The organism is Pyxidicoccus xibeiensis (genome assembly GCF_024198175.1).
Classification (GTDB): Bacteria; Myxococcota; Myxococcia; order Myxococcales; family Myxococcaceae; genus Myxococcus; species Myxococcus xibeiensis.
Genome location: NZ_JAJVKV010000001.1, coordinates 1,915,983 through 1,939,725, shown reverse-complemented (window position 1 = coordinate 1,939,725; position 23,743 = coordinate 1,915,983). Strand labels below are relative to the sequence as shown.

22 protein-coding genes and 1 pseudogene are annotated in these 23,743 nt (G+C 70.6%); 1 reads left to right on the top strand and 22 read right to left on the bottom strand.

All coding sequences use genetic code 11. The features are described from left to right. Positions 1–141 precede the first annotated feature (141 nt). The 3 genes from LXT23_RS07855 to LXT23_RS07845 form a co-directional block, all read right to left on the bottom strand. Entirely contained in the window at positions 142–582 is a 441-nt protein-coding gene (locus tag LXT23_RS07855) for a hypothetical protein (RefSeq protein WP_253979436.1), read from the bottom strand. 146 nt (positions 583–728) lie between these two features. Beyond that, the gene (locus LXT23_RS07850; protein ID WP_253979435.1) at positions 729–1,187 is read right to left on the bottom strand and encodes a hypothetical protein; all 459 of its coding nucleotides are present in this window, start codon (positions 1,185–1,187) and stop codon (positions 729–731) included. 55 nt (positions 1,188–1,242) lie between these two features. Further along, entirely contained in the window at positions 1,243–1,764 is a 522-nt protein-coding gene (locus tag LXT23_RS07845) for an O-acetyl-ADP-ribose deacetylase (protein WP_253979434.1), read from the bottom strand. A gap of 160 nt (positions 1,765–1,924) precedes the next feature. Here LXT23_RS07845 and LXT23_RS07840 point away from each other — a divergent pair, with 160 nt between their 5' ends. After that, a complete protein-coding gene (locus LXT23_RS07840) occupies positions 1,925–2,770 on the top strand; it encodes a hypothetical protein (RefSeq protein WP_253979433.1) in 846 nt (281 codons plus the stop codon). A gap of 135 nt (positions 2,771–2,905) precedes the next feature. Here the strand turns inward: LXT23_RS07840 and LXT23_RS07835 are convergent, their stop codons facing one another. The 19 genes and pseudogenes from LXT23_RS07835 to LXT23_RS07745 form a co-directional block, all read right to left on the bottom strand. Continuing rightward, entirely contained in the window at positions 2,906–3,490 is a 585-nt protein-coding gene (locus LXT23_RS07835; protein ID WP_253979432.1) for a Fis family transcriptional regulator, read from the bottom strand. 168 nt (positions 3,491–3,658) lie between these two features. Beyond that, positions 3,659–5,020: a universal stress protein gene (locus tag LXT23_RS07830; RefSeq protein ID WP_253979431.1), complete on the bottom strand. Its 1,362-nt coding sequence runs from the start codon at positions 5,018–5,020 to the stop codon at positions 3,659–3,661. 147 nt (positions 5,021–5,167) lie between these two features. After that, positions 5,168–5,581 carry a type II secretion system protein GspG gene (locus LXT23_RS07825; RefSeq protein WP_253979430.1) on the bottom strand — a complete coding sequence of 138 codons (414 nt, stop codon included), beginning with the start codon at positions 5,579–5,581 and terminating at the stop codon, positions 5,168–5,170. An 8-nt stretch (positions 5,582–5,589) separates the two neighbouring features. Continuing rightward, positions 5,590–7,050 (bottom strand): adenylate/guanylate cyclase domain-containing protein, encoded by a 1,461-nt coding sequence (locus LXT23_RS07820; protein WP_253979429.1) that lies wholly within the window; start codon positions 7,048–7,050, stop codon positions 5,590–5,592. 69 nt (positions 7,051–7,119) lie between these two features. Beyond that, positions 7,120–8,151, bottom strand: coding sequence for an OmpA family protein (locus tag LXT23_RS07815; protein WP_253979428.1), 1,032 nt, complete (start codon positions 8,149–8,151; stop codon positions 7,120–7,122). Between the two features lie 77 nt (positions 8,152–8,228). Then, positions 8,229–8,945 (bottom strand): SitI6 family double-CXXCG motif immunity protein, encoded by a 717-nt coding sequence (gene sitI6 / locus LXT23_RS07810; RefSeq protein ID WP_253979427.1) that lies wholly within the window; start codon positions 8,943–8,945, stop codon positions 8,229–8,231. Between the two features lie 28 nt (positions 8,946–8,973). Then, positions 8,974–9,666: pseudogene (gene sitA6 / locus LXT23_RS07805) on the bottom strand (SitA6 family polymorphic toxin lipoprotein). A gap of 107 nt (positions 9,667–9,773) precedes the next feature. Further along, entirely contained in the window at positions 9,774–10,565 is a 792-nt protein-coding gene (locus LXT23_RS07800) for an energy transducer TonB (RefSeq protein ID WP_253979426.1), read from the bottom strand. A gap of 9 nt (positions 10,566–10,574) precedes the next feature. After that, positions 10,575–11,003, bottom strand: coding sequence for an ExbD/TolR family protein (locus tag LXT23_RS07795; RefSeq protein ID WP_253978240.1), 429 nt, complete (start codon positions 11,001–11,003; stop codon positions 10,575–10,577). A 2-nt stretch (positions 11,004–11,005) separates the two neighbouring features. After that, positions 11,006–11,689 (bottom strand): MotA/TolQ/ExbB proton channel family protein, encoded by a 684-nt coding sequence (locus LXT23_RS07790; RefSeq protein ID WP_253979553.1) that lies wholly within the window; start codon positions 11,687–11,689, stop codon positions 11,006–11,008. Positions 11,690–11,761: 72 nt separating this feature from the next. Then, on the bottom strand, positions 11,762–12,628 hold the full coding sequence (locus LXT23_RS07785) for a hypothetical protein (protein WP_253979425.1): 867 nt from the start codon (positions 12,626–12,628) through the stop codon (positions 11,762–11,764). A 2-nt stretch (positions 12,629–12,630) separates the two neighbouring features. Then, a complete protein-coding gene (locus tag LXT23_RS07780) occupies positions 12,631–15,237 on the bottom strand; it encodes a TonB-dependent receptor (RefSeq protein ID WP_253979424.1) in 2,607 nt (868 codons plus the stop codon). A 197-nt stretch (positions 15,238–15,434) separates the two neighbouring features. After that, positions 15,435–16,127, bottom strand: a complete 693-nt coding sequence (locus LXT23_RS07775) for a TetR/AcrR family transcriptional regulator (protein ID WP_253979423.1) — start codon at positions 16,125–16,127, stop codon at positions 15,435–15,437. A 46-nt stretch (positions 16,128–16,173) separates the two neighbouring features. Beyond that, complete coding sequence (locus LXT23_RS07770; RefSeq protein WP_253979422.1) at positions 16,174–19,353, bottom strand: sensor histidine kinase; 3,180 nt, start codon at positions 19,351–19,353, stop codon at positions 16,174–16,176. Between the two features lie 135 nt (positions 19,354–19,488). Next, complete coding sequence (locus tag LXT23_RS07765; protein ID WP_253979421.1) at positions 19,489–20,610, bottom strand: hypothetical protein; 1,122 nt, start codon at positions 20,608–20,610, stop codon at positions 19,489–19,491. A gap of 225 nt (positions 20,611–20,835) precedes the next feature. After that, entirely contained in the window at positions 20,836–21,012 is a 177-nt protein-coding gene (locus LXT23_RS07760; protein WP_253979420.1) for a hypothetical protein, read from the bottom strand. Positions 21,013–21,131: 119 nt separating this feature from the next. Further along, positions 21,132–21,818, bottom strand: coding sequence for an RNA ligase family protein (locus LXT23_RS07755; RefSeq protein WP_253979419.1), 687 nt, complete (start codon positions 21,816–21,818; stop codon positions 21,132–21,134). Then, on the bottom strand, positions 21,818–22,342 hold the full coding sequence (locus tag LXT23_RS07750) for a hypothetical protein (RefSeq protein ID WP_253979418.1): 525 nt from the start codon (positions 22,340–22,342) through the stop codon (positions 21,818–21,820). Before LXT23_RS07750 ends, LXT23_RS07755 begins: the two co-directional genes overlap by 1 nt. Continuing rightward, on the bottom strand, positions 22,339–23,736 hold the full coding sequence (locus LXT23_RS07745; protein WP_253979417.1) for an AAA family ATPase: 1,398 nt from the start codon (positions 23,734–23,736) through the stop codon (positions 22,339–22,341). Before LXT23_RS07745 ends, LXT23_RS07750 begins: the two co-directional genes overlap by 4 nt. Positions 23,737–23,743 lie beyond the last annotated feature (7 nt).

The following is a 23,743-nucleotide window of genomic DNA, read 5'->3' as shown; positions in this document are numbered from 1 at the left end:
CACCTGGGGCACCCGTGACACCGCCTGCGCTCACGGGCGAAGCACGCCAGAGGCACCCCGCAACGCCGGAGGGCCGGCCCCGCGTTTCGCGGAGGACCGGCCCTCGGGCTTGCTGCACTGTCGCGCCAGGGGCGCGGGAACTCACTCCACGAAGCGGGCGTGGTTCTGGGCGATGATGTTCTGGAAGTTCTCGAGGCCAATCGGGTTGTTGGTGAACGCGCCAACCTTGTCCGCGCCCTTCTTGACGGCCTCGGCAATCTTGGTGATGTCCTCCAGCTTGGGGGCCAGCTTCGACAGGAAGCCGATGCCGCCCAGGGGACCCTCGCCCAGCAGGGACGTCGCGCCCTGCTTCAGCAGGTTCTCGGCGATGGGGCCGAGGAACTTGCCCAGGAAGGGGAGCTTGCCGACCTTCTCGCCCACGAACTTGGCAATCGGGGCAACCACCTCGCTCACCGGCTTCTTCAGGAACTCCATCGCCTTGCCAGCGATGTTGGCGATGCCGCCAGCGACCTTGCTGACCGTCTGCGCGACCTTGCCAACCGTATCGGTGACCTTGCTGATGATCTTGCCAATGCCGCCCATGGTAGTACCCCTGGAATTCTTGGAAGTTTGAGGGAGATTTTTGCCGGAGTTGAAGCTCGAAAGGATTCTCGGGGAGCCAGCCGAATTGTTTCCTCGTGATTTTCCGGCTGAATTTCACTTCCGGCCCAGCCCCCCTCGGTACCTCGTTACGCGCGGTTACCGCCGCTCCCGCCGCGCTTGAGCTGATCCTGCAGGGCCTTCTGGGCCTCGGCGTCCTGCGGACCCGTGGGGGCCTGGCCCTGGGGCGCCGTCAGCGAGGGCTTCCCGGCGGCGGACTTGTCCTGGGTGAACTTGGACGCCTCGAAGTCCGGAGGAGAGCCGGGGAGCTCGCCCTTCATGCCCTTGATGAGGATGTTGGCGGCCTCCTCGGCGGACAGGGGGTTGAAGCCGTTCTTCTTCAGCTCCTCGTCCGAGATGACGGCAATCTCGGGCTCCTTGTCCTTGTCCTGCGCGTACTTGAGGACCAGCTCCACGTAGTCCTCCAGCTTCATGCTCACGGCCGCGGCGATCTTCTTGGTCTCCGGGTCCTTGAGCAGCTCCGCACGAACCACCTCGACGGGCCGCTTGAGGCCCCGCTTCGGCTTGTTGGCGTTCTCCTGCGTCATGTCTTGCTCCGGGAAGAGAATGGCTGTGCCCCGACTGTAGCCCAGTTTTCCCGGTTCACACATTCTCCCCCGGGGCCGCGGAGAGGGCGCGCTGATACGCCTCCAAATCCCAAGGAGAGAAGAGGACCACCGTCACCTTCTCGAGCTGGGGCAGCCGCGCGAAGGCCGCGCGGATTTCGCGCACCGCGATGGGCGCGGCCCTGTCGATGGGGAAGCCGAAGCGTCCGGTGGAGATGGAAGGGAAGGCCACCGAGCGCAGGCCGTGGGCCTGCACCTGGGCGAAGACGCTCTTGTAGCAGCGCGCCAGCGTCGCTTCCTCGGAGTGGGTGCCGCCCTGCCAGACGGGGCCCACGGTGTGGATGACGTGGCGCGCGGGGAGCCGGTAGCCCTTCGTCAGCTTCGCCTGGCCCGTGGGACAGCCTCCGAGCAACCGGCATTCGGCCAGCAGCTCCGGGCCCGCGGCGCGGTGGATGGCGCCGTCCACGCCGCCACCGCCCAGCAGCGAGCTGTTGGCGGCGTTGACGATGGCGTCGGCAGCGACCTTCGTGAGGTCTCCCTGGATGAGCTCCAGCTTCACGTGTCCTCCTCGGGTGGCGGTGCGGCTGCGGCTGGGACGGTACGCCGTGGCGCGGGCTGACGGGGAGAGCCTGCTGGCGGGCGGCGCCGCTTCACGCGCGGTCCCAGGTGACTACCTTTGACGGCATCCGCGGAACACTCCCCCGTACGAGAGGTGCCACATGACGACGGCCAGGCATGGACTGGTGGACAGGATGAAGCGGGTGGCCTTCCGGGCCGGCACCCGGGGCGCGCTGGCGCTGGTGGAGACCGCCGTCGTGACGGTCCGCACCGTGGACGCGCTCCAGTCGAAGCTCGAGAGTGTCCGCGGGCTCGGGCGCCGCGTCGCGAAGGCCCGCGACTCCGTGACGGGCGCGCGCGGCGAGACGCTCTTCACGGCGGTGCGTGAGCAGGTGGCCTCCGCCGCCGCCAGTGTGGGGGCGGCCGTCACCGGTGAGCACGCTCCTTCCCCGGACCGGGCACCGAGCGACCAGCCACGCACCCGGCCCCCTCGCGCTCGCGCCGGAGCCACGGGCGCAGCGGCCCGGGCCACGAGCCCGAGGGAGACGCGGCCTCCGGGCTCGCGAAGCGGACGTGGCACGAGCGTCCGCGAAGCCGGGGCCGCGGGCGCCCGGAATGTGCGTGGCGCAGGTCCTCAGGAAGCCGGGGCCGCGGGCGCCCGGAGCGGACGTGGCACGAGCGCCGAAGGCACACGGACCTCGGGCCTTCACAGCGGGCGGGCGGTGAGCGCCACGGCCTCCAGAGCCCTGAGCGGCACCACGCCCTCCGCCGCCGAGCTGCGGCGCGCGGCCGTCACACCTCGGGGCGCCATCGAGAGCGCCCGGCCCTTGAAGACAGCGGCGACCCGCCGGAAGGCTCCGGCCCGTGAAGCCTCCAGTGAGGGAGTGGAGACCGCGAGCCGGGAGACAGGACGCAAGAGCCTGCCGACGCAAGCCGCGGCGAAGCGGAGCGCCGCGAGGAAGCGCCCACCGCTCAAGGTGAAGCGCGGCCAGAAGCACCGGCACTGAAGCCGGCGGCCGCCACGTGCGGAGGACGGAAGTCTCGCGGCCGGGCCCACCCGAGGTGCGCGCCGTGCTTCCTCCCGAGCGTCCCATGTCCCGGCGCCGCCCGTGGAGCAGGCCGGCGCCGTCGCTTCCAGTGCCTCAGCGGACCGCGTTCCTCGGTGCCGCCTTGCGCGAGGCCGAGGCGACCGCCTTCCGCTTGGGCGCGATGCGAGTCACCGAGCCGGGCTTGCGCGGGTCGAACAGCGCGCGGGCCTTCTCTTCGGCGGCCTTCGCGGCGGCGGCCCTGGCCGCGAGCTGCTCGGCCTGCGCCGCCCAGCGCCGCTTCAGCAGCTCCCGCAGCCCGTCCTTCTGCAGGTCCACCTGCGCCTGATGCAGGCGGTAGTGCAGGTCCTCGCGCAGCGTGCCGCGCGCCAGCGCCGCATCCGCCGCGCCGGACAAGCCCACCACCAGCTTGGGGCGCTCCTCCTGCATCTGCAGGCAGCGCAGCAGGACGAACTGCGCCTCGCGCCCCAGCTTCGCCACATCGGCGATGAACACCACGCCGTTGGGTTGCCTCAGCGCGGTGGGCAGGTCCGCCGCCTGTTTCACCTCCACCAACTCCACGTCGAAGTTGCGTGCAGCCTCCTGGGCCCAGGAGCGGCGTTCCTCCTCCGTGCCGCCATGGATGAGCAGCGACGAGCGATTGCTGACCAGTTCCTCTTCACGATAACCGCGCGGTGTCACCGGATGACCCCCTGCTGTCTGGAAAATCGTGGCTGCAGGAGTCTACCGCCCTACCGGGTCACTCTTTCAACGGCCCATTGTCCTATCGGGCCATCAGCAGGAGACCCACCTGAAAGCCCTTTCACGTGGGCCCAGGTGCGCCCACCTTGGATGGCGCCCGTCTTCCCTCTACGCGGTGGGCACCACCATGACGGGCCGGCGGCAGCGCGCCACCAGCTCGCGCGCCACCGCGCCCTTGAGGGCATCCGGCTCGCGCGAGGGCCCGTGCGAGGTGGCCACGCACACCAGGTCCACCCCTTCGCGCTCGGTGGCCTGGCAGATGGCCTGCGTCACGTCGTCGCCGGTGACGCCCTCCACGCTCCAGCGCAGCGCCTGCGCGCCCTCGTCGCGAGGCACGAGGCCCCACAGCCGCTGCAGCACCTGCACCTTGTCGCGCGGAGGCTCGGGCAGCACGCCGTAGTGGTCCTGGAAGCCCACGTCGCCCACCCGCCGCCGGTGCACGTGCAGCAGGTGGACGCGGCCGCCGGGCCCCACCAGCGTGCGCGCCTGGGAGATGGCGCGCGTGCTGGCCTCGGAGAAGTCCACCGGCACCAGCACGCTGCGCGGAGGCGTGGCCCTGCGCGGCTCCCGCACGCTGGAGGGCACGCACGCCACGGCCTGCTCCGCGCGCCGCAGCACGCCCGCCGACACCGAGCCGTGCCACAGCCGGCTCACCGTGCCTCGGGGATGCATGCCCACCACCACCAGGTCCACGCCGCGCCCGTGCGCCACGTGCAGCAGGTGGTCCGCGGGCCGCCCATAGCCCGGCTCCAGCACCACCTCCACGCCACCCTCTCCCTCCAGCGTCCCCACCAGCCCGTGCAGCTCCCGGTGCAGCACGCGCTCCACCGCCGGGTCCAGCGCCTCCATGCTGCGCACGGACGGATCCAGCACCTCCACGTGCACGGGCGTGTGGATGCCCAGCCGCTCGCGCTCCTCCAGCGGCGAGCACACGTAGGTGGCCAGCACGTCGCACGGGCCCACCCGGCGCAGCTCGCGCAGGAACGTCACCGCGGACTCGGAGGTGGACGAGCACGGGTCCACCGCCGCCAGGACCTGGAGCCGCCTGCGGCCCCGGGCCCAGTCCAGCAGCGCCGACTCGCGGCGCACGGACAGCACCGGGGCGCAGGCGTGCCGCGCCAGCCGCTCGGGCACGGAGGCGCGCCGCCAGGACGAGGTGCGCCACCCCTGCGCCGCCACCACCACCCAGCGTGCGCGCCGGCACTCCTCGTCGCTCAGCACCTCCTCCGCCGAGGCGCTCGTGAGCAGACGGGAGCGCGCGCTCCCCGAGGGCCCGCCCAGCCGCGTGCTCTCGGCATCCAGGCGCTTCTGGAAGGCGGTGCGGGCATCCGGCCCCTCGTCGAGGGGGGCCTCTCCATCCATGACACCGAGCAGCAGCAGGGGCTCACCCAGCCGCCCCGCCAGCGCCGCCGCCACGTTCGCTGCGTCCTGCGACTCCGGGGAGAGGTTCGTTGCGCAGACGATGGCCATGGCCGCCCTCCTTCAGCGGGGTTTGCACTTCACCCCGTGAGGGAACAGATGGGCATGGCGCCACCAGGCGGCGGGCCCCTCCTTCACGCTGGCCTGCTCACGGGCCTGGCACTCGTGAGCCGCCTGCCCGCTCGCGGCGCGTGCGAGTCACCGCACCGGCGGCTGGGGGTGTCCGTCCGTGTTGGTGTGGTCCTGCTCCTCGCCATTGCCGCCGCGGTCGTCGCTCTTCCCGAAGGTCGCCAGGAAGAACTGCTGGCCGTTGCTGGTGTAGCGGTAGTGCCGGCCCCACGGGTCCAGCGGCACCGAGGACAGGTACTTCGGCACCAGCAACTCCTCCAGGTCCGCCTCCTCGGGGAGCTGCCCGCCGTCCGCGCGGTAGCGCTCCAGCGCGTCCTGGAGCACCGCCAGGTCCTGGTGGATGCGCTCCGAGTGGATGGCCTTCGAGCGCGTCATCGCCCCCACGAGGATTGCCACCAGGAGGCCGAGCGCGAACACCAGCGCCACCCAGAGGATGGGGGAGCGGCGGGACGGCGGAGGTTGGGCATCGGCGGGGGTGCTCATGAGCGCCCTTATAGCGCGCGATACAGCGGCACCGGCTGCTGTTTCCCCTTCAGTCGCACCGGCGGCAGGTCCTCGAAGGCCGTCTCGTTGGCATTCACCAGCTCGCGGGCGCGCTCGCCCACCAGGATTTCCCCAGGTCCGGCCAGGGCGCACAGGCGCGCGGCGACGTTCACCGCGTCGCCGATGCAGGTGTACTCGGCGCGCACGGTGCTGCCGATGTTGCCGGCCACGACCACGCCCGAGTTGATGCCGATGCCCAGCTCCAGCACCAGCGGCCGGCCCTCGCGCCCGTTGGCGGCCCACTCCGCCTCGGCTTCGATGCGCAGGTCCGCCATGGCGTCCATCATCATCTTCGCGCACTGGAGCGCGCGCAGCGCGTCGTCCGTGCGGGCCACCGGCGCGCCGAAGACGGCCATGAGCCCGTCGCCGAGGAACTTGTCCAGCGTGCCGCCGCAGGTGAACACCGCGTCCGACAGCCGGCTGAGCACGGAGTTGAGCACCCCGACGACCTGCTCTGGCGGCAGGCTCTCCGCCAGGCCGGTGAAGTTGCGGATGTCGGCGAACAGCACCGTCACCTCGCGCTTCTCACCGGTGAGCACCACCGCGTCCGCGCTCTTGAGGATTTCGTCCACCACCGCGTCGGAGGTGTAGCGCGCGAACAGCTTGCGCATGCGCTCCGTCTCGCCGGTGCGCCGCACCACGCTCTCGATTCGCGCGGCCAGCTCGTCCATGGAGGCGGACTTGTTGACGTAGTCGTCCGCGCCGGCGCGCAGGCCGCGCACACGCTCGGCCTCGCGGTCGTTCGCGGTAAGGATGATGACGGGCACGCCGCGGCTGGGGCCCTCCTTCAGCCGGCGGCACAGCTCCACGCCGTCCAGGCCGGGCATCTCCAAATCACTGAGGACGATGGCCGGCTGCAGGCGGCTCATGCCCTCCAGGGCCTCGAACGGGTCCTGGTAGCAGAGGACCTCGTAGCCCAGGGCGACGAGCCCCTCCTGCACGAAGGCGCAGGCCAGCGGGCTGTCGTCCACCACCACCACCCGGCGGCGGCCGTCGATGAAGGGGCGCGGGGCCTCCTGGCGGCCGGCGATGCGGTTCTGCAGGCCGAGCCCCTCGTAGATCTGCTTGTAGGTGCAGTGGCCCAGCTCCACGAGGATTTCGCCCAGCTTGCGGCCGTCGCGGCGCTGGCGGGCGAGCGCCTCCTCGAGCTGCGCGAGCGTCACGTACTTCAGCCCCACGAGCAGCTCCCCCAGCGCGGGCTGGAGGGGGCTCTTGTCCTGGTGCAGGCCGAGCGCCTCGCCCAGGGCGTCCTGAATCTGCTCCCGCGTGACGTAGCCCAGGGAGATGAGGGCCTCGCCCACGCGCTGGCCGGTGAGGGCCTGGAGGGCGAGGGCCTCCTGCACCTGGCTGGGAGTGACGATTCCCAGCTTGAGCAGCAGATCACCGAAGAGGGGGCTCGAAGCACTCATGGACGGGAAGCGTACTCCAGGGTGCGGGGAGGAGGCAGGGGGGCACCTCCGCCGGAGGCGGAGCGCTGTTCAGCGGACCGGGGCCCTCGGGCGCCGGGGCCGGGTGCCGGGGGGTGGCGGGAGGAGGAACTCCACGCGGCGGTTGGCCTCGCGGCCCTGGGAGGTCTCGTTCGACTCGATGGGCTGGTCGGGTCCGAAGCCCCGGGCCTCCAGGCGCTCCGGGGGTACGCCCTGCCCCAGCAGGTACTCGCGCACGACGTCCGCGCGGGACTGGGTGAGGGTGCGGTTGGCGTTCGGGTCGCCGCGGTTGTCGGTGTGGCTCGCCACGGTGACGCGGTCGAGCTCGGGGTGGGCGAGGAGCACGCGGGCCACGTTGTCGAGCAGCGGGAGCGAGCGCTTCTGGAGGGTGGCGGTGCCGACGTCGAAGGCGATGCGGTCCAGCAGCTCCAGCCGGTCGTGGCGGATGATGACGAGCTGCCGGGGCTGGGGCGCGCAGCCCTGGTTGTCGGGGATGCCTCGCTCGCGGGGGCAGTTGTCGCGGTGGTCGGCCACGGAGTCTCCGTCCCGGTCGCGCTCGGGGCAGCCGCGCAGGGAGGCGAAGCCCTCCTCCTGGGGACAGGCATCGACGGCGTCCGGGACGCCATCGCTGTCGGCGTCCTTCTCGGGGCAGCCCTCGCGGGCAGCAGGACCGGCCTCTTCCGGACACTTGTCGGCCGCGCCCTCCACGCCGTCCCGGTCCAGGTCCTGCACGGGGCAGCCCTTGCGCTCCAGCACGCCGGCCACGCGCGGGCAGTCATCGCTCGCGTCCTCCACGCTGTCGTCGTCCACGTCGCGTGCGGGGCAGCCCGCGCGGTGTGTGGGGCCGGCGCGGCGAGGGCACGCGTCGGCGGAGTCGTCCACGCCGTCGCCGTCCGTGTCCTTCGGCGGGCAGCCACGCGTGTCGGCGGGGCCGCGAGCGTCGGGACAGGCGTCGTCGGCGTTGAGGACGCCGTCCCGGTCATCGTCGTGCGTGGGCCGGTTCTCGGGAGCGTGGCGACATCCGAGCGGGAGTGTCCCCAGCACGGCGGCGAGCAGGGCCAGGCGGAGGAAGGCGTGCGTCATGGCGGAAGCAACAGAGCGCAGCGGGCTCGGGCTGTCCAGGAGGTGTACGGTGGCGAGCGCGCGGCGCACACGCGGTGTCAGCGCATCTGGACTTCGCGGAACACGACGCCGTCGAGTCCCAGGCGCTTCACGGCGTCGACGAAGCGCTCGGTGGCGATGATGAGCGAGGACCAGCCGGCGAGACGGAACAGGTCCACCTCGCCAGGCAGCGTAGCGGCGTCGAGGATGGGCGGGTCCGGGAGGCTGTAGTTCTTCGAGCCACAGCGCTCGCACGTCTTCGCATCGGCGGGCAGGCAGTCACGGTGGAGCTCGCCGCGAATCTCCAGCTGCGGCTCCAGCAACTCCGGTGGGCTCTTACCCCGGAAGCGCAGTTCCGTGGGGCAGCCTCGCAGCCCCCGGACGCCCGCTTCCTGCAGTTGCGCCAAGGCTTCGCGACGTATCTCGAGATGACCGGGGTCATGCATGAAGAGGGGTCCGAAGCTTCCCGAGGCGCGTCCAACCATCGGCCCCAGGGCCGTTCCCGGTCCCAGCACCGCTCCTGGCGGAAGCTGCGGGAGTACCTGCTCGCGCAAGCGCAGATACACTTCGAGTGGCCGGGGAGATGGGTCCTCGAACTCCCGCAGATTCGGGAGCCCGGTCAGGTCCACGCACGGGTACCGGAACGTATCGGTTCCAAAAACCCCGGGGCCACAACCGGGACAGTCGAGCACCGGTGGCAGGTACCATTTGTAGATTCCGCTCAGGTTGCCAGAGTGAGGCGCCGACGGGTCACGTCGTGCTCGGTAGAACTTCACTTTCGTCTCTCCCCTTGGACCAAGAACTTCACTGGAGCCGCCGGAAGTAGGGCTGTACGGGCCCACTCAGCTCGAAGCGAAAGATGAGCACCCCAACGTGTTGGTAGATTTCCTCACGAGGCACGGTCCTGTAGCGGTTGGCATCCTTGAACTCCCGCCAGGCCTCGTTCCATAGACCGCCCATGGGTCCTCCAGAATGGATGCGTCGGTGGACATGCTCCGGAATGAGCATGGTGTAGTCGTGGATGTTGATGCCACGGCTCTTGAACCACAGGGCCAGGTCCTCCGCCTGAGGGAAGAGGTGGTGCTTCTGCATGCGCGGCGCCGGCAGTGCAAGGGGCGGTCGCGGAGGCAGGGGACGCGGCTGGGACGCCGCGTACCATTGGAACGTCATCACTGGCTCGGCGCCACTGCGCAGCCAGGGCGACTATCGCCTCACACGTCCGGGCCGCACAGGCCCCATGGGAGGAAGAGGCCTCGCGAACTGCACCCGCTCCACCTCGAAGCGGGATGAGTCCTCGACCAGCACGTCCTCACAGCGGAAGAAGCCGCACAGCGCCTCCTCGCATGCGAGCGTCACGCACGAGTCCAGCTCCGGCGCTTCACAACCGGCGGCAGGCGCTGCCTCCTCCCACGCGCGAAGGACCGGATGCGAAGGAGCGCAAGCGGTGAGCAGGCATGAAGCAACGAGCAGCCACCAGGAACCGCGAGTCTTCTGCATGCTCCGCACCTGTTCCGGTGAATGCCTTCGCCCGCTCCTCGATGCCGACGTACACCGTCAGCGCATGCGCGTGGAGACAAATAGCCCTTGAAGTACAGAGCGACGCCTCAGTCGAGCAGGAACGTGTAGGAGTACTTCATCTCCGTGGAGACGGGCTCACCGGCCTTGAGGGCGGGACGGAAGCGGAAGCGGAGGATGGCGTTGCGCGCCGCCTCGTTGAGGCCATGGCCGGGCCCATTGAGCACCTTGGCGGCCACCACCTTCCCGTCCAGGTCCACGGTGATGGACAGCGTCACCGTGCCCTCGATGCCTGCCCGGCGCGCCTCGTCCGGGTAGGGAATCTTCACCTCGTTGGCCAGCTGGGGCTCCCGGTCCACCTGGTAGATGGGCGTGTACTTCGGCGCGCTGTACGCCTTCACCTCCTGGGGCGCCTTCGCCTTGTCCGCCGTGCGGCCATAGAGCGTGTTGCCCACCGGCGCCGCGAAGCTGCCCGCGCTGGTGGTGGAGGACATCGTCATGCCCACCACCAGTGGCGCCGGCTTCGCGGCCGGCGGAGGCGTCTCATTGGGCGGAGGTGGCGCGTCCACCGGCGGAGGCGGCAGCGGCTTGGGCGCCTCGGCCACCTTGATGGGAGGAGGCTTCACGCGCACCTTGGGCGGCGGAGGCGGCTCGGGCTTCGGCTCCTCCACCACGGGCGGCGGCGGAGGCGGCTTCCGCACCTCCACCATGACGAGCTCCACCGGTCGCTGCACCGTGGGTCGCTCCGCGGGTCGCAGGTGCAGCATCGCCAGTCCCAGCCCGTGCAGCGTGAGCGAGCCGACCACGAAGCCCACCAGCAGCCCGTTGCCACCGCGCCTGGGCGGCTCCCACGCCCTGTCGTCGAGCACCATCTCACTCATGGGTTCGCGTCAGCCCCGCGGCGCGGTGGGCGCGACGTCCTTTTCGATATTGAGGGCGAACTTCGCGATGCCCTGGCCCTTCACCACGTCGATGAGCTTCATGACGCGGCCGTAGGGAATGGACTGGTCGGCGCTGATGATGGCGCGGGTGTCCTTGTCCTTGGCCACCTGCTCGGCGACCTTCGCGGACAGCTCCGCCTCGCTCAGTTCGGTGCCGTCGAAGAAGAGCTTGCCGTCCTTGTCGAGCACCACGTTGACCAGGCCCTGCACGGTTTCGCCCCCGTTGGCGGCGCGGGGCAGGTCCACCTCCACCGTCTCGCGGACGATGAAGTTGGCGGTCACCATGAAGATGATGAGCAGCACCAGCACGATGTCCACCAGCGGCGTGACGTTGATACCGGTGATTTCCTCTTCGTTGTCCTGCGCGCTACCGGCCATGACTAACGAGCCTCCGCGCGCAGGCTGCCCACGAGCGCATGGCCCAGCGCATTGGCGCGGCTGGTGAGCGTCTTGAGCTGGCGGTTGAAGATGTTGAAGGCCACCACCGCCGGAATCGCCACCGCGAGGCCCACGGCCGTGGCCACCAGCGCCTCGGAGATGCCGGCCATGACCGTCTGTTGAATCGCCGCGCCCTTGCCGCCCATCTTCCCCAGGTCGTTGAAGGCCTTGATGATGCCGAGCACCGTGCCGAACAGGCCGATGAACGGAGCGTTGTTGCCCAGGGTGCCGAGGAACGACAGGAAGCGCTCGTACTGCGGACGCTCGCGCGCCATGGTGGAGGCAATCACCTGCTCCACGGTGTCCGCGCCCTGCGGGGTGGATGCCAGCGCCTCGCGCACGACGGCGGCTTCCATGCCGCTCCTGCCTTCCACCGCCTTGCGGGCCGCGTCGAAGTCGCCGCGCGCCAGGCGCACCGCGAGCCCTTCCGAGTCCGGCAGCCGGTTGCGGGCGAAGTACACCGTCCGCTCCAGCATGATGGCGATGGAGAGCACCGAGAGGACGACGAGAATCCACAGCACCCACTCGGCGGAGGTGAGCGTCACGCCGAGCAGCTTGCTGCTCAACCACCCCAGGCCTTCCGCGCCCGGGGCCATCTGTCCGAGCACAAAGACTGACGACTGCATCATGAGAACCCCATCCCTTCGAAATCCGCTTCAGTGAAGACCACGTGAGGAAGAAGACCCGTCCGCGCCGCTTCAGCGCACCTCGACGGTGCGCACGAGCCAGTCGGTGCCACCGCGCCCGTCTCGCGCCACCACGTAGAGCGTGACCTGCTGGGGCGTGGCGGGCGTGGTGTACTCGGTGCCGGGCTCACCGGGCTCGCCCTCGGCGGGCAGCACCGAGCGGAAGAACTCCACCTCGCCCGTGCCCGTCGCATGCCAGGCAAAGGAGACCGCCTCCGTCACCTCGCCCTGCGGGCCCGGGTAGCGCTCCTGGCTGTCCTCGGCGAGCACCGGCGTGAGCGCCACCTCCGTGCCCACGGGCAGCGGGCCCACGAGGGACTCGCCCTGATAGAGCACGTCGGTCACCCGGGGATTCTGGTTGGGCGCATCGGTGAGTCGCGCGGTCAGCCGCCGCAGCCCCCGCTCGCCGCCCTCGGGTGTGCCGCTGCCATCACTCACCTCGTACCCCACGTAGAACGGCACCCCCGCCTCCAGGCGTGAGCGCACCGCCGGGTCGCTCACGTCCGTCCCGCCGAGCATCTGCTCCAGCAGCGCCTCCACCTCGGGCGCATCCGGCGAGAGCACTCCGCCAGCCAGCTCCACCCCATCCCGGCCCGGGCACTGGAAGTCCGCCGCGTACACATTGCCCGGACGGCACAGCGCGAAGGTCACCGTGAGCGGCCGCGCATCCGGCGCCACCGCGAGCGCCTCCAACCCCAGCGACTGCGGCGCACCGCCCTCCGGAGGCAGCACCCACTCCGCGGGCGTGGCCCGCACCGCGAGCACCCGCACCCGCGTCACCTGGCTCTGCTTCTCCAGGTCGTTGTCACACCCGGAAGCCACCAACCCCACCGCCAGCACGGCGGCACGAGCCCACGAGAACTCCTGGAGCACGCCCATGACTAGAAGCTCCCCTTGACGCCCAGCACGGGCAGGATGGGCAGCCCGCGGAAGTACTCCCGCTGGCTGTAGTTGTAGCTGTAGGTGACGCCCTCGAAGGCCGCGCGGTTGTACGCGTTGGTCAGGTCGAGGAAGAGGTTGAGGCTCCACCGCTCGTAGACCCACGTCTTGTCCACGCGCACGTCGAGCTGGTGGAACGCCGGCAGCCGCTCGCTGTTGGTGGCGCCGAAGAAGGGCACGTAGATGTCGGCCACGTCATCGCGCACCGAGCCCACCACGGGCGTCGTCGGGTTGCCCGACGCGTAGCGGAAGCGCGCCCCCACCTCCCAGCCGCCCGGCAGCTTGTACGAGCCCACCAGCGTCAGCACGTGCGTCTGGTCGTTGTCGAACAACCGTGACGCCGCGCCGGGCCGGTCCACGCGCTCCGAGCGGCTCACCGTGTACGCCAGCCACCCGAACAGCCTGTCCGTCAGCGCGCGCCGCACCAGCAACTCCGCGCCGTACACGTTGCCGCGCCCGTCGTTGTTGAGCCGCTCGGGCACCGGCTGCCCGCCCCGCTCCACCGTGCGGCTGGAGCCGACGACGAGCTGGCTGAGCCGGTTGTAGAAGCCCTCCGCCGACACGAACCACTCCTGCGACGGCTTCCACTCCGCGCCCAGGCTCGTCTGCAGGCTGCGCTCGGCGAGCAGCTCCGGGTTGCCCAGCTCGCGAGTGGGCTCTCCGCGCGTGGGGAACACGTGGTACAGGCCCGCGCCGCCCTTGAGGGCCCACTGCTCGCTGAGCGTGTAGCGCGCGGCCAGTCGCGGACTCAGCACCCGGCGCGGGTCCTCCTGGTCCGAGTACACGTACGACTCCGAGCGCAGCCCTGGCACCAGCAGCAACTGCGGCACCGGCTTCAGCCGCGCCTCCACCCAGGTGGCCGGGTAGTACTGGAGCGCGCGCTTGCTCTCCACGCGCGTGCGCGTCTGCACTGCGTCGGGCAGCTCGGGCTGGCCCTCGCGGGACGGCGTGGTGGACGACTCGGAGGACAGCCGCGCGCGCTGGGCGGAGATGTCCAGGCCGCCCGCCAGCGTCACCGCGTCGGACAGCGGGTACTCGGCGGTGGTGCGCAGCGTCCCCTCGCGGTAGCGCAGGTCGATGCCACCGGGCCCTGGCGGGTTCACCAGGACGATGCCCCAGCCGTACATGCCAATCGTGTCCAGGCGGAGCTTGTCGCCCCGGTAGCGGTGGCGCAGCCGCAGCTGGGTGAAGCCGGTGCGCAGCTTGAACTCGCCAGAGGCAGCCGGGTCGTCATCGTCCGGCCGCTCGGAGACGAGCCCCAGCTGGTCATCCGAGGTGAGCGTGAGGAAGTCCACCGTGTGCCGGGACGACACGCGCCACTCCACGCGGGCCTGCGCGTCGTAGTAGCGGGGCGCCACGCGGAAGCCGTCCGTGACCTCCTCGGGCGCCAGCCCCAGCACCGCGTCCACGTAGCTGCGCCGGCCCGCCACCGCCACGCTCACGTCCTTCGACACCGGCAGCTCCAGCACCGCGTTCGCCTCGATGAGGCTCACCGACGCGGTACCGCCGAAGCGGTCGTCGCGAGGCGCGCGGCTCTTCACGTCGATGACGCCGCCAATCGCATTGCCGTACGCGGCCGGGAAGTTGCCGGGCAGGTAGTCCAGCGACTCCAGCAGGTCGGAGTTGTAGACGCTGTTGAGGCCACCGAAGTGATACAGCAGGGGGATGCGCACCCCGTCCAGGTAGACGCCGGACTGCTGCGGGCCCGTGCCGCGGATGATGATGTCGCCGCCGTTGAAGGCCGGGCGCGCGACGCCGGGCAGGTTCTGCACCACCTTCAGCGTGTCGCCCTGGGTGCCGGGCACGCGCTGCACCTCGGCCACCTGCAGCGTGGTGCGCGTCACCTCCTTGCGCTCGCGCTCGCTGCGCACCACCGTCTCGAAGGGGCTGAAGATGCGCTTGCGGACGTAGTACGTGGCGCGAGTCTCCTGTCCCTCCGCCACCGTCTCCTTCGTCTCGAAGCGCTGGTAGCCGGTGAGCACCACCACCACCTCGTGAGTCCCCGGCGGCACCCCGCGCAGCGAGAAGCGCCCTTCCGCGTCCGTCACCGCCGACAGCCCCAGCGCGGGCAGCGCCACGTCCGCGCCCTCCAGCGGCCTGCGGGTGCCCCGCTCCAGCGCCTGTCCGCTGAAGTTGACCGGCGCCTGCGCAACGCCTCCGTCCGACGGCGCCTCGGCCGGGGGCGCCTCGCGCCAGACGAACTGGTACGCATAGTTGATGCGCACCGGGGCGGGCACGCCGTCCACCTCGGCCGGCTCGAACTCGAACTGGCGCACCGCCGCGACGGCGGCCTCGTCGAAGCCGTGCCCCGCGGGCTCCAGCACCTGGACGTCCGTGACGGTGCCGGTGTCGGAGATGTCCACCTGGAGGACCACCGTCCCGGACAGCTGCTGCTGGAGCGCCTCGGGGGGATAGGGGGCCTCCACCTGGCGCTTCAGCGCCGGGGGCCGGGTGAGCACGCCGGTGCCCGCGTCGGAGGTGCCCGCGTCCGCGTCCGCCGCCAGGGCCCCCGCCGGTGCGAGCCACAGCGCCAGCAGGGCCAGGAGCACGCCCCTCCCCAGGAACCCGGGACTCGAGCGCCATTCTCCAACCCGGGTGATTGCATCTATCAAGGTGTGCCTCCAGGCCGCTTCCGCCCGTTCGAAGGCACAGGACGGCCAGGAGGAAATTACGTTACCGGGATTCGCACGCCGGCTCGGATATCCTCATCCAACCGGTTCCAGATACAAACCCGACACTCGAAAGCCTAGGTGCGGGTGCGCCGCACCGGCCGTGCGCCCTGCTTCTTCACAGCGAGCGGCTTCGCGGGCCGGGCCCCCTGCACGGCATGGGACCGCAGGAACCACTCCAGGTGGTCGTCGAGGAACCCCGCCAGCCCGAGCGGGCGGCACCGCGCCCCCTCCAACCCGTGCTGGTGGAGCAGGGCGAACATGAAGGGCGACACCAGCTGCAGGGCCGCGTGGCGGACGTCGCAGGGGGCCAGCTCGCCCTTCGCCACGTGCAGGGCGATGCGCGCCTCCGCGGACTGGAGGGTCGGGTCCAGCACCTGGTTGAGGTAGGACGCGCCCACACTCGGGTCCAGGAGGCCGGCCGTCAGCCCCAGGGTGTGCATGGGGCCGAGGCCGCGGGACCAGCCCTCCTGGAAGTACTCCAGGAACCAGCGCAGCGAGGCGCGAGCGTCCCCTTTGTCGGCGGTGGCGCCCTCGGCGATGAAGCGCTCCCCCACCTCGCGCAGGGCGGCGAAGACGGCCTGGAGCAGCTCCTCGCGCGTCTTGAAGTAGTGCCGCAGCGTCGCGGGGTTGAGCCCGGCGCTGGCCGCCAGCTCCCGGAAGCTGGCCGTCGCGCCTCCTGGGCTCAGCAGCCGCCGCTGCAGCGCGCGCAGGATGGAGCGCCGGGTCTCCTCATGGTCCTGGTTGCGGCTCCCCTTGGGCCTCGGCATCGGCTCCCACTTAACGACACCCGGGCCCGCCGGCAACGAGGTTTCTTCAATCCCTGGGTGAAGATATCCGGCCGCCCCCGAGCGGCAGCTCCACGGTGAAGGTGGAGCCCGCCCCCGGCTGGCTCTCCACGCGGATGGAGCCGCCGTGGGCCTCGACGATGCGCTTGGTAATCCAGAGCCCCAGCCCCAGCCCCTTGAAGTGCTGCACCGAGGCCGAGCGCTCGAAGCGCTCGAAGATGCGCTCCTGGTCCTCCGGGGGCACGCCGATGCCCTCGTCCCGCACGACGAGCCGCGCCACCGGGCCCTGCGTGTCCACCGACACCATGACCGGGCGGCCCGCGCCGTACTTCGCCGCGTTGGAGAGCAGGTTCACCAGCACCTGCTCCAGCCGCAGCCGGTCCCAGTGTCCCGTCACCGGCCCGTCCAGCGACATCCGCACCTCGCTGCCCGCGCGGACCAGCTCCTCGGACATGCGCGACACCAGCTCGCGCGCCAGGGCGGACAGGTCCACCTCCTCGCACTGGAGGCTCAGGCGTCCTGCGCTGATGCGCGACACGTCCAGCAGGTCGTCGATGAGCAGCCCCAGCCGCTGGCTCGCGCGCGCGGCCTTCTCCGCCCGCTCCGCCAGGCCGCTGGCCGCCATCGCCTCCTTGGCCATGCGCGCCAGCAGGTGGATTTGAAGCTGGAGCGCGTTGAGGGGGGACTTCAGCTCGTGGCCGGCCACGGACAGCAGCTCGTCCCGTGCCCTCACGGCCTGGGTCGCCGCGCCGTACAGCCGCGCGTCTTCGATGGCCAGCGCCGCCCGGGCCGCCAGGCTCTCCAGCAGCGCGCGCTCCTCCAGCGTGTACTCGCGCCCCTGCGCCTCGCGCATCACCGCGAGCGTCCCCAGCACCCGGCCTCGAGCACCCAGCGGCGCGATGATGACGCTCTGGGGGCCGTACCGCTCCAGGAAGGAGACGCACTCCGGCAGCCGCTCGCCGTGCAGCTCCTGCGCCGTCAGGCGGGGCACGAAGAGCGTCTGCCCCGTGGCGGCCACGCGGCCCGACAGCCCCTCGCCCACCTGGGGCGGGCAGCGCCACAGCGACTCCTCCAGCACGCCGCGCGCCTGCGGGTCCGGGTGGTGGATGGACACGACCTCCAGATGCTCCCGGTCCGCCGAGAGGAGCTGCAGCACGCACGCGTCGCCGATGGCCTCGGACACCTTGCGCGCCAGCACGTCCAGCACGGTGGGCAGGTCCAGCCCCGCCTCCGCGATGAGCTGGCTGACCTGCACCAGGATGTGGAGCCGCGCGGCGCTGCGCCGGCTCTCCTCCTCCGCCACCCGGGCCTTGCGAAGCAGGCGCGCATTGTCGATGGCCAGCGCGGCGCGCCCCGCCAGCTCCTCGCCCAGCGCCAGGTCCGCGTCGTCGAAGGGCGGCTGCTCCTCGCCCCGAACGAAGGTGAGCGCTCCCAGCGTGCGCTGGCGTGCCACCAGCGGCGTCAGCAGGAGCGAGCCCACAGCCCGGGGATGCGCCGCCTCACCCGTGCTGCCCTCTCCGCTGCCGGGAGCGTGCGTCGACCCACCGGCCTGGGGCTGCTCCACGCCGGGAGCACGCCCCACCTCACCGGACCAGGCCCGCTCCGCCTCAGCTCCCGGCGCACGTACCACCTCAACCGGCCGCGCCGCCTCAGCCCCCGGCGCACGTACCACCTCAACCGGCCGCGCCGCCTCAGCCCCCGGCGCACGCCCCACCTCACCCGGCCATGCCTCCTCTACCCCCGGAGCACGCCCCACCTCACCGGACCAGGCCCGCTCCGCGCCCGCCGCGCGCGCCTTCGGCTCCTGCACGGAAGCACGCGTCATCATCCGAGAGCGCCCGGTGGCCAGCACCTCCGCCAGCAGCGTGGAGTGCGGGGCCTCGGGCGCCGCGCGCATCAGCTCCAGCGCCCCCGGCGCCAGCGCGGCGTCCGCGTGCAGCACCGCCAGCCGGCGCACCACGCCGTCCTCGAACGAGTCCACCGTGCACCCATCCGCGAAGGTGCCCAGCGCCAGCCGCGCCACGCCGGCCACCGTCTCCTCCCACTCCAGCGAGCCCGCCACCAGCGCGCTCGCATCCGCCAGCAGCCGCAGCCTCCGCCCCGCGGCCTCCGCCTGGAGCCGCGCGGTGCGCTCGCGCTCGTACAGCCGAGAGCGCTCCAGCGCCTGGCCACACTGCCGCGCCAGCCCGGTGATGGACGTCCGCTCCAGCGCGGAGAACCGCTTCGCCTCCGCGAAGCCGAAGCCTAGCGTCCCGAAGATGCGCCCCTCCACGTACAGCGGCAGCAGCACCAGCGAGCGCATCCGCCCCGACGCCACCAGCGGCGCCAGCCGCGGGTAGCGCGTGCGCACCTCGTCCGCGCTCTCCAGCCACACCGGCGCGCCCGTGCGCACCGCCTCGTAGCCCGGCAAATCCTTCCCGCCCCGAGGCAGCACGCGCATCGGCGCCACCAGCTCCTCGGGCACGCCCACCGACGCCGTCAACTCCACCGCCGTCCCGCCCGCGTCGAGCAGGTGCACCATGCCACCCACCGCGCCCACCGCGGGCAGGCCCAGCTCCAGCACCACGCGCGCCACCTCGTCACGGGTGAGCGCGCGGCCGAAGGCCTCCGTCACCGTCTGGATGCGGCTGAGCCGCTGCACCTCGGCCTGCTCCACCTCCGCGCGCGCCTGCAGCACGGACTGGCGGGTGTTCTCCACCATCCGCTCGCGCTCCAGCGCCAGCCCGGCCAGCCGCGCATAGAGGCCGAAGCGCTTGATGTCCTCGTCCGTCATCCCCCGCGCCTCGCGGAAGACCACCACCAGCACCCCGGCGGCGCCCCGGCCCGCGGAGAAGAAGATGGGCAGCGACAGGAGCGCCCCCGCGCCCAGCCGGCGCCGCGCCTCGGGCTCGTCCGCCAGCAGCGCGTCCGCTTCCAGGTCCACCGCGACATACGGCCGGGGCGTCTCGGAAGGCCCGGGCGCGCGCTCCAGCAGCCGCTGGGCGCAGATGGCCGCGGGGTCCTCGGGCACATCCGGCGTGACGAGCGTGCGCAGGCAGCCCGCGTCACCCCACCAGCAGATGAACGCACCGGGCGCGCCCAGCGTGGCGGAGGCTTGGCGCAGCAGCTCCTCCAGCACCGCCACCACGGGCGGTGCCGCCGCGAGCCGCTCCAGCGCCCGCGACATGCGGTCCACCGCGGCCACCAGGTTGCTCTCGGGCATCTTCATGCCCCACTCCCCCCGGCACGGCCCTGCTGCCCCGCGCCTCGTGCCTCAGTCTCCCACGTCCAGCGAGTCAGGGAAACCTGGGTGCCTTGGACCCTGTCCACGGGTGTCAGGGGTGCAAGGGGTACAGCGCCCGTGTCAGTGCTCGAACACCTTGAAGAAGGCGAAGAAGATTTCGAGGACGATGAGGAGGATGATGATGGCCTCGAGCGTGTGGGATCGGTCGATATCGACATCCCCCTTGAGCAGGCCATACGTCTGGGCGAGCAGCTGCTGCTTCCGGGTGACGGAGTCCTGCCACGCGGGGATGCGCATGCGGCGCACGGCGCCCTCGTAGACCTTGGCCAGGTAGAAGTCGCCGATGATCTTCAGGCTGTTCTCCACCCGCTCGATGAACTCGTTGAGGTCCACCAGCGTGGAGAGCGTCTGCCGCGTCAGGTTGCGGTAGGGGCTGCGGAAGAGGCGGACCCACCCATGGCGCTTGGCCTGCACCTCGTCATGGATGCGGGCGATGTGCGTGTCGAGCCGCTCGTCGTAGTAGCGGAACTCCAGCAGCTGCGCGTTGGCGATCTCCAGCAGGTCCGGGATGTCGCGCGAGCCGGAGGGCTCGTAGACGAAGGCGCTGTTCCAGTCGATGACGACCAGGTCATTGACGGTGTAGCTGAAGCGCGTGTGGGTGACGGACTCGGCCTCGCGGGAGGACAGCGGCACGGCGCCGTTCTCTCCCAGCAGGAGGCGGGCGATGTCGGCGCGGGCGAGCAGCTCGTCGGCGCTCGGGTTGTCGCGGATGCTCTCCGCGAAGATGACGGTGTAGCTCTCGTTCTGGTCCCACAGGTGCGGTTCCTGGAGGGCGGGAGCAATGGTGCGGCGCACGCCCTCGACGAGCTCCAGGGCCAGGTCCTCCAGGGCCTGGCTGTCATAGAGCTCGTCGGCGACGCGGGTGAGGTGCTCCAGCGAGGTGCCGGGGACGACGGGGACGCGGAGGATGATGGACGCGGCGCCGTGGTCGAACAGGCGCGCGGTGCAGTCCACGGTGACGGGCCCGTCGCGCAGGGCGAGCGGACGGCGGCCCAGCTCATACGCGAGGGGCGGGTTGGGGAGCTGGAGGTACTGACTGTTCTCGCGGGACAGCTTGAGACGGCGTGAGTCCTCGGTGAGCGCCTTGCGAGCGCGCTCGAGGTCGACTTCATCGGCGATGTCGAAGGTGCGGTAGCAGAGGACGTGGGCCTTGTCGAAGAGCAGCGGGGACGCGGCAGCCATGATGTGGGCAGCCTACCGCGCTCAGTCCTCCCAGAGGACGCGAAGTTCCAGCGCGAGCGCCTGGAAGGGTTCGGCACGGACGGTGGCATCCCCCGTCCAGGACTCGAGTCTGGTGAGTCGTGGACCTTCGAAGCGGAAGGTCTCCAGGGTGCGGGCCTCCGGGTCCACGACTCCCAGGTCGTCTCGTGACCGGCAGGGCGGCGCATCACCCGTACACGCGATGCCTCAGTCCTGCGGATTGCTTCCGGGGAAGCCCACGGGCCTGCCGGGGCCGGGGCTGTCGTCGGGCAGGTTGCCGAGGTGGTCCGGCGTGGGGGCGGGACGGTCTCCGGCCTCGCGGCGGATTTCCTGCTCGTCCTCGGGAAGCTTCGGCTCCTTCTTCGGGCGCTGGTGCTCGGCCATGACTGACTCCTTTGCCTGGAAATGAGTGGACCTGACCTCATCAAGCTAGGGAGTGCCGGAGGGACGGGCAGCGCGTCCAGCACGCCTGTCCGACAGGCAGACAGGTGGGGCCAGCGGCGTCAGGCCGGGCCTGGAGCCAGGGTGTTGCGCTCCAGCGGCCGGGAGGACCAGTGCTCCTCGATGGCCTGGACGAACTCAGGCCGGACGAGCTTCGCGCGGCACTGGAGCCAGTCACCTTCATCACGCCGCAGGTAGACGCCCTCCATGGAGCCCTGGGTGAGGAGTGAAGGTCCGAGCTGCCGCACCACCTCGTCCACCGTGAAGTGCCCCCGGGCCACCACGGGCACTCGCGCGAGCCCGAGTGTCTCCACCAGAGCGTCCCGCCGAGCCGAGGACCAGAAGCGACCTGTCTGCTTGTCGTACAGGTCGAAGGCCAGGAACCAGTCCGGCAGCGCGTCGTAACGGACGCTGTGGACGGCGAAGCACCACTCACCGAAGAGCATCAGGTGCTGTCCCAGTGCGCCGACGAGCTGCGAGCGCCGGGCCTCCAGCCAGGGCCAGAGGGGCTGGAACTGGGGCGACGCACGGGTGCCCAGGTACGAGCCACGGTTCTGTGCGCGCAGCTCGCCACCCGGCCCCACGGAGAGGCCCAGGTTGGCGCCATCCACCTTCTCCTCGATGAGCACCTCGCCGCGCAGGAACTCACGGGCTTCGGGCGGCGAGAGCACCTTGTCGTGGCGCACGGGCGCCGAGGAGAGCCAGGTGAGGTGTGGAGTATGGGGGAACTTGAAGAAGTCGTCCGCCATCACTCCCCGCCTTTGCGCTCGTGAATCTCCGCGATGTCCCCGGGGCAGAGGAAGTGGACATTCACACCACAGCGCGTCAACTCCTCCCGTAACCCCCACCACTTGCTGTCCGTGGCCTGGAGGATGGGAGGGCGCTGAGGATGCGCGCAGCTCACCGCGACGAACTTCCGGTCTGATGGGTCGAAGCCAGCGAGCGCCTCGTCACGAGGGAACTCATCGAAGTCGCGGGGGTCCTCGGGACGCTCCGTGAGCGGAACGGGGGTGCAGTGCTTCGGGTTCGCATGATTGGTCAACACCCACTTGAGGAAGCGGTCACCTACTCCCGGTTGGCCCGCTGACCGCAGGTTGTTCGTGTACTCCCTGATGATGCGCCGCTTGTCGTCGATGAGGAGGTGGCCGCCCTTCATCAGTGCGTCCAGGGTATGGACGCAGGCCAGGACACAGGCGGGGCTCGGCTCACCCTGCTTGTTGGCCGTGACGGGGACGTTGGTATCCACGACGCACGGAGCGACGGGAACGCTCATTCCTGTCCCTGCTCCATCTGGCGCTTCATCGCGGCCTCGGTCATCGCAACGAGGTCTCCCATCTCGTCGCCGAAGAAGTTCTCCGGCCAGTTGGTAATGTTGCCATCGTCATCGAGCTTCAACTCCTCGATGCGAGAGCCCTCCGGGCCTGGAGAGCAGAAGTAGAGCGCCGCGTCCTCGCGCTTCAGCCGCCCCTCGGCGATGCGCCGCTGGATGCGCCGTAGCAGGTGCTCGGAGTGGCTCTCGATGAAGAGCTGGATGCCGCGGGGCATCCCACCCTCATGAGCGTGCAGTGCGTCGATGAAGACGTCGCCGAGCTCACTCTGAGCACGCGGGTGGAGATGCAGTTCGGGCTGTTCGAAGACGAGGGTGGAGCCGGGTGCCGAGTAGAAGCACTGCACCAGGACGGGGAGCACCTGCGAAACACCGAAGCCGACGTCCGTCAGGCTCACGTCCCTGGGACTGCCCGGCGTCCTCACGAGGAGCTCATACTCCTTGCGACGCTCGGCGACGATCCGCGTCTGAAACGACTCGAGCAGCCCCATGTCCAGGAGATGTTGGGCGATGACCTCCAGGAACGGACGCGCCAGCCCATCCCTCACGTAGAGGAAGCGCTCCTGAGCCGCCAGCAAGGCTGGGACCGTACGTTCACCCTCGATTCCTACATTCTCGGGGGCTTCGCCCGACCAGGAGTAGGTGCGCCAAGGCTTCTGCCGAAGGGGGCCCAGGTACTCAATCATCTCCAGTTGCTGCTCAAGTTCGAACGCGAGTTCATCCGTCATCGCAGTGCGTCGGTGGAGCAGCTCAAATCCATAGAAGTGAACGGGTGGCGGAAGCAGGGCAGCCGTAGCATCCCGTTCGGGCGCGAAAGGAGGAGGGTCCCCACTCAGCTCATAACCCTCATCGCGCACCTTCCGCATCCCCAGTCGCCGCCAGGGTGACTCCTCTATTCTGTCCGGGCGGTGGCGCAACAGCCTGTATCGGAAGTCGAAGCTCTTCACTTCGATACGGTCTGCTGGGCCTGCGGCACGTCCAATGGATGCCTCGAATGCGAGCCCCGGTCCGATACCAGGGAGGCGCTCATGCATTGCCGTCGCCAACATTCTTTCCAGGGAATGCTTCCACTCCAGTTCGAACTGGAGCATCGCCGCCGGGTCATGGTTGAAGACCATCTCCGGCCAGACGCCCAGGTCCACGAGCGAGTCCGCATCCCCGAAGTGCAGCACGCGGCGGCGGTCACGCGACTGTGCCGTCTGCTTCAGCATCAACAGGAACTGCTGGAGGCTCGTCTTGCCCGAGCTGTTCCTGCCAAAGAACATCGTCAGCGGCGCGAGGCGGATATCACCCGTGTCCTTCCACGCCTTGAAGTTCTGGATGCGAAGCCGCGTGAGCATGGCCCCT

What these genes read in the sequence shown, in the direction of transcription:
- LXT23_RS07855 (WP_253979436.1), bottom strand. Translation starts at nt 582, where the DNA reads ATGGGCGGCATTGGCAAGATCATCAGCAAGGTCACCGATACGGTTGGC.
- LXT23_RS07850 (WP_253979435.1), bottom strand. Translation starts at nt 1,187, where the DNA reads ATGACGCAGGAGAACGCCAACAAGCCGAAGCGGGGCCTCAAGCGGCCC.
- LXT23_RS07840 (WP_253979433.1), top strand. Translation starts at nt 1,925, where the DNA reads ATGACGACGGCCAGGCATGGACTGGTGGACAGGATGAAGCGGGTGGCC.
- LXT23_RS07830 (WP_253979431.1), bottom strand. Translation starts at nt 5,020, where the DNA reads ATGGCCATCGTCTGCGCAACGAACCTCTCCCCGGAGTCGCAGGACGCA.
- LXT23_RS07825 (WP_253979430.1), bottom strand. Translation starts at nt 5,581, where the DNA reads ATGAGCACCCCCGCCGATGCCCAACCTCCGCCGTCCCGCCGCTCCCCC.
- LXT23_RS07820 (WP_253979429.1), bottom strand. Translation starts at nt 7,050, where the DNA reads ATGAGTGCTTCGAGCCCCCTCTTCGGTGATCTGCTGCTCAAGCTGGGA.
- LXT23_RS07815 (WP_253979428.1), bottom strand. Translation starts at nt 8,151, where the DNA reads ATGACGCACGCCTTCCTCCGCCTGGCCCTGCTCGCCGCCGTGCTGGGG.
- LXT23_RS07800 (WP_253979426.1), bottom strand. Translation starts at nt 10,565, where the DNA reads ATGAGTGAGATGGTGCTCGACGACAGGGCGTGGGAGCCGCCCAGGCGC.
- LXT23_RS07795 (WP_253978240.1), bottom strand. Translation starts at nt 11,003, where the DNA reads ATGGCCGGTAGCGCGCAGGACAACGAAGAGGAAATCACCGGTATCAAC.
- LXT23_RS07790 (WP_253979553.1), bottom strand. Translation starts at nt 11,689, where the DNA reads ATGCAGTCGTCAGTCTTTGTGCTCGGACAGATGGCCCCGGGCGCGGAA.
- LXT23_RS07785 (WP_253979425.1), bottom strand. Translation starts at nt 12,628, where the DNA reads ATGGGCGTGCTCCAGGAGTTCTCGTGGGCTCGTGCCGCCGTGCTGGCG.
- LXT23_RS07775 (WP_253979423.1), bottom strand. Translation starts at nt 16,127, where the DNA reads ATGCCGAGGCCCAAGGGGAGCCGCAACCAGGACCATGAGGAGACCCGG.
- LXT23_RS07770 (WP_253979422.1), bottom strand. Translation starts at nt 19,353, where the DNA reads ATGAAGATGCCCGAGAGCAACCTGGTGGCCGCGGTGGACCGCATGTCG.
- LXT23_RS07765 (WP_253979421.1), bottom strand. Translation starts at nt 20,610, where the DNA reads ATGGCTGCCGCGTCCCCGCTGCTCTTCGACAAGGCCCACGTCCTCTGC.
- LXT23_RS07760 (WP_253979420.1), bottom strand. Translation starts at nt 21,012, where the DNA reads ATGGCCGAGCACCAGCGCCCGAAGAAGGAGCCGAAGCTTCCCGAGGAC.
- LXT23_RS07755 (WP_253979419.1), bottom strand. Translation starts at nt 21,818, where the DNA reads ATGGCGGACGACTTCTTCAAGTTCCCCCATACTCCACACCTCACCTGG.
- LXT23_RS07750 (WP_253979418.1), bottom strand. Translation starts at nt 22,342, where the DNA reads ATGAGCGTTCCCGTCGCTCCGTGCGTCGTGGATACCAACGTCCCCGTC.
- LXT23_RS07745 (WP_253979417.1), bottom strand. Translation starts at nt 23,736, where the DNA reads ATGCTCACGCGGCTTCGCATCCAGAACTTCAAGGCGTGGAAGGACACG.